This is a genomic window from Kitasatospora sp. NPDC056181, assembly GCF_042266225.1.
In the GTDB taxonomy this organism is placed as follows: Bacteria; Actinomycetota; Actinomycetes; order Streptomycetales; family Streptomycetaceae; genus Kitasatospora.
Genome location: NZ_JBHJUK010000294.1, coordinates 1 through 3,550 on the forward strand (window position 1 = coordinate 1; position 3,550 = coordinate 3,550).

At 72.4% G+C, this 3,550-nt stretch carries 3 protein-coding genes; 1 reads left to right on the forward strand and 2 read right to left on the reverse strand.

Going from position 1 to position 3,550, the window contains the following annotated elements; all coding sequences use genetic code 11:
- Positions 1 to 221: 221 nt before the first annotated feature.
- Positions 222 to 1,457 carry an MFS transporter gene (locus ACFC1F_RS42860; RefSeq protein ID WP_376167205.1) on the reverse strand — a complete coding sequence of 412 codons (1,236 nt, stop codon included), beginning with the start codon at positions 1,455 to 1,457 and terminating at the stop codon, positions 222 to 224.
- A gap of 295 nt (positions 1,458 to 1,752) precedes the next feature.
- The gene (locus tag ACFC1F_RS42865) at positions 1,753 to 2,829 is read right to left on the reverse strand and encodes a Ku protein (RefSeq protein WP_376167201.1); all 1,077 of its coding nucleotides are present in this window, start codon (positions 2,827 to 2,829) and stop codon (positions 1,753 to 1,755) included.
- Positions 2,830 to 3,067: 238 nt separating this feature from the next.
- On the opposite strand from ACFC1F_RS42865, the gene ACFC1F_RS42870 reads away from it, so the two are divergent.
- The gene (locus ACFC1F_RS42870; protein WP_376167203.1) at positions 3,068 to 3,358 is read left to right on the forward strand and encodes a hypothetical protein; all 291 of its coding nucleotides are present in this window, start codon (positions 3,068 to 3,070) and stop codon (positions 3,356 to 3,358) included.
- The last annotated feature ends 192 nt before the right edge of the window (positions 3,359 to 3,550 follow it).

Consider the following 3,550-nt stretch of genomic DNA (forward strand, 5'->3'; position numbering starts at 1 on the left):
CTCAGTTCCCTTCCACTTCGCCAGCCCGGACACCCCCGATGATGAGGCCCCGCGCTGGCAGTCCTGAGCGACGACGAGGTGCCGCTGTCATTCCCACCGCGTACCGGCCTGCGTGCCGCCCAAGGAGCCACCCACTGGTCCCTGATTGCGTGATCTGAGACCAGGAGCACGAAGGGGCCGGGCTCCCGCACCACCGGGGAGTCCGGCCCCGCCAAGTGTCCTCAGCCGCCCACGCTCTCCAGCACCGGCTCGGCGCCCGGCAGCGGCGTGCGGGTCCTCGCCCACCACATCACGACCGCGCACCCGATGATGCCCACCAGGGCGGTGGCGACGCCGCCGGCGGTGAACCCGGCCCTCGGATGGGCCGCGGCCAGCGCGGGAATCCCGGCCATCGCGAGGGTGCCCATGGTCCGGATCACGGTCTGGTCGAGTGTCAGCAGCCGCCTGCGGGCTGCCGGCGGGAACTGCGCGAGGTGCGTGGACAGCGCCACCGCCAGGAACGGAGAGACGGCCCCGTACGCGGCCGACACCACCACCAGCTCGGCCACCGTGCTCACCGATCCGGTCACCGCCATCAGCGCCCCGGAGACGGCCCACGCCGCGCAGTAGAGCGTCGGCAGGCTCTTGGGGAGACGGACGTTCCCGGCGATCGCGTTGCCGACGATCGACCCGGCCCCCGTGGCGGCCAGCATCACGCCGTACATGCCGACCCCGCCGCCGAGCCGCACCGCCACCAGGGCCGGCATCACGATCGACACCGCCCCCGCGAAGATCGCGATCCCGTGGACGGCCAGCACCACCCCGGTCTCCGGGTGCGTGCGTACCAGGGCCCGGGCCCGGGGCACCAGCGCCGGGGCGGCCGTGGCCCCCGACGGGGCGGGCTCCCGGCGGCGCGCAGGTCCGCCCCCCAGGGCGGCCAGCGCGACGGCGGACAGGGCGAAGGTGCCGGCGTCCAGCCAGAACAGCCCGTCCATTGGCAGCACGGCGAGCAGCACACCGGCCGTGGCGGGGCCGGCAACCCGGGCGATCCGGCTGGTCAGGTCCATCAGCCCGTTCACGGCCTGCACCTCCCCAGACTGCACCAGGTCCGGCACGAGGGCGCCGAGGTTCGGATCGAACAGTGCCCCGCCGACCCCGAGAAGGGCGGCCGACACCAGCAGCCCCGGCGTCCCGAACGCCTCCCACGTCCACGGCAGCGCGGCGACCAGCACCAGGCGGACCACGTCCACCAGGGCCAGCGACCGCAGCGTGGTGAACCGCTCCATCAGCGGTCGACCGACCGTCCCGAGCACGATGTACGGCACCGACTCCGCGACGGCCACCAGACCCATCGCCGCGCCGCCGGATCTCTGCCAGGCGAGCCACATCACCGCCAGCGCGTACAGCCGGTCACCGAACACCGACGCCGTCTGCGCACCCCACAGGAGAAGAACCGGCCCCCGCCGCAGCAGCCGCACGTATCGCAAGATCTTTCGCCCTCCGGAAAGCACGAAGTCCCGGCAGCGGGCTCGCCACCGGGAACTCCCGTAACCCTAGGGCAAGTTGAAGATCACCTGTCGCAGACTCCCTGGTTGACCCACGCACCCGGCCCGACCGCCGAGTACCGCCCTTGAAATCAGGACCCGCGGCGGCCGGAAGCCGGTCGATCGGCTGGGTGAGAGCGCCAGGGACCACACAGAGTGCTGTCCGGCGGGCGGTCTCCAGCCGTTCGCGTTGGTGCGGGTCCCGGCCCGGCCAGGGGTTGCCAGTCGGTCAGGATGCTGCGCGCCGTGGGCGTCCGGCGTGTTCGAGGGCGTGCTGGAGTTGGTCGCGGGTCATGGTGGAGCGGTGGGGGATGTCGAGGTCGGTGGCGCGTTTGTAGAGGTCTGCCTTGGTGAGCTGGGAGAGCTGCTGCTTGCCGGTCGTGCTCTTCCTGCGCGCCGTCCCTCTGGCGGCCGTGGCCTTGGAGGAGGTGCTCTTCTTGCCGCCGGCGGCTTTCGGGGCACGGGACACGGGCGCGGCAGCCTTCCGGCCCGCGGGCTTCTGCGTCTTGTCGGTGGGCTCGTCCTTGCGGGCGTTGTCGAGGCTGCGGCGCAGGGCGTCCATCAGGTCGACGACGTTGGTGGCCTCGGGCGCGGGTCCGGCGGAGACGGCGATCTCGCGCCCGGCGAGTTTGTCCTCGATGAGCTTCTTGACCTGGTCTTCGTAGGTGTCGTGCCACTCTCCGGGGTTCCAGTCGACGGCGAGCATGCCGATGAGCTGTTCGGCGGTCTTGACCTCCTGCGCGGACAGCTTCATGCCTTCCGGGAGGTCGTCGATCTCGTGGCGGGGGTCTCGGACCTCGTCGGCGAAGTGCATGGTGTGCAGTTCCAGCAGGCCGTTCTCGGAGCGGACCGCGGTGAGGTACTCCTTGCCGCGCATGGCGAACATCGCCAGGCCCGCCTTGTTCGCGTGTTCGAGGGCCTCGACGAGGAGGGCGTAGACCTTGGCGTACTCCTTGCCCTTCGGGCCGAGGTAGTAGGTCTTGTCGAAGAAGATCGGGTCCACCTCGGCGAGGTCGACGAAGCCGGCGATGTCGATGGTGCGGGAGCGGCCGGGGGAGATCTGCTCCAGTTCGTCCGGCTCGACGACGACGTACTCGCCCTCGGCGACGGGGTAGCCCTTCACGATCTCGCCGAACTCGACCTCCTTGCCGGTGCGCTCGTTGACGCGCTTGTTGCGGACGCGGTCGGAGGTGCCGCGCTCGAGCTGGTGGAAGCGGACGTCGTGGGACTGGGTCGCGGTGTACAGGGCGACGGGCACGGTCACCAGGCCGAAGGTGAGCACTCCGGTCCACACGGGTCTGGCCACGACGGCCTCCCTTCCTCACGCCACGCCGGTGTCCGCCGCGCGGTCGTGCGGGACGGGTCCACGGCCAGCGTCGCCGCCGGACCGCCGCTTCGCACGCGGTACTGGGCCGACGGGCGCCGCCGCCTGCTGGGCCCCGCTTGGAGGCACGGCGACGCCCTATCTGGTACCTGGGCAGCCACCATCTGCCTAAACCCCGCCCGCGCGAGTGTGACGCGCTGCGGTCAGCCGCTACTGCGCCGTGGCCGCCGGTCTCCAACTCGCGCGGCTGCTCGGCGGCCTGCCGGGCGCCTTCCCGCGCCCGGTCGGCCCTGGGCGCCGAGTGCGCGCCCTTGGCCTGGGCGGCCTGCGCCCGTTTCCCGGCCAGCGTGAGACCGTTCTGGCACGGGCGTCGCGCTTCAGCCTTGGTCAGCGCGGCGTGGGCCTGCTCGGCTTCACCCGCTGCCCGTCGGCGGGTCGTCTCGGCGTCCTCCAGGTGGCCTCGGCCTCGCTCGCGGCCTGCTCCGCTACCGCCACCACCTCGCGGGCCTGATCCTGGTCGCGCAGCCGCCAACCCGCCGCAAGGGAGCAGCCCGCGTCCGGATCCGCGAGCGCGGCACTCAGCGTCCAGTCCAGGTCTGCGACGGCATCCGCACCGAGCGGATGCCCGGCCGCTGATGCGGCGCCGCGGGGCGGGCGTGATGCCCGGGGTCGTGGCAGGGACCGGGCCCGTTTACCAGGAGGC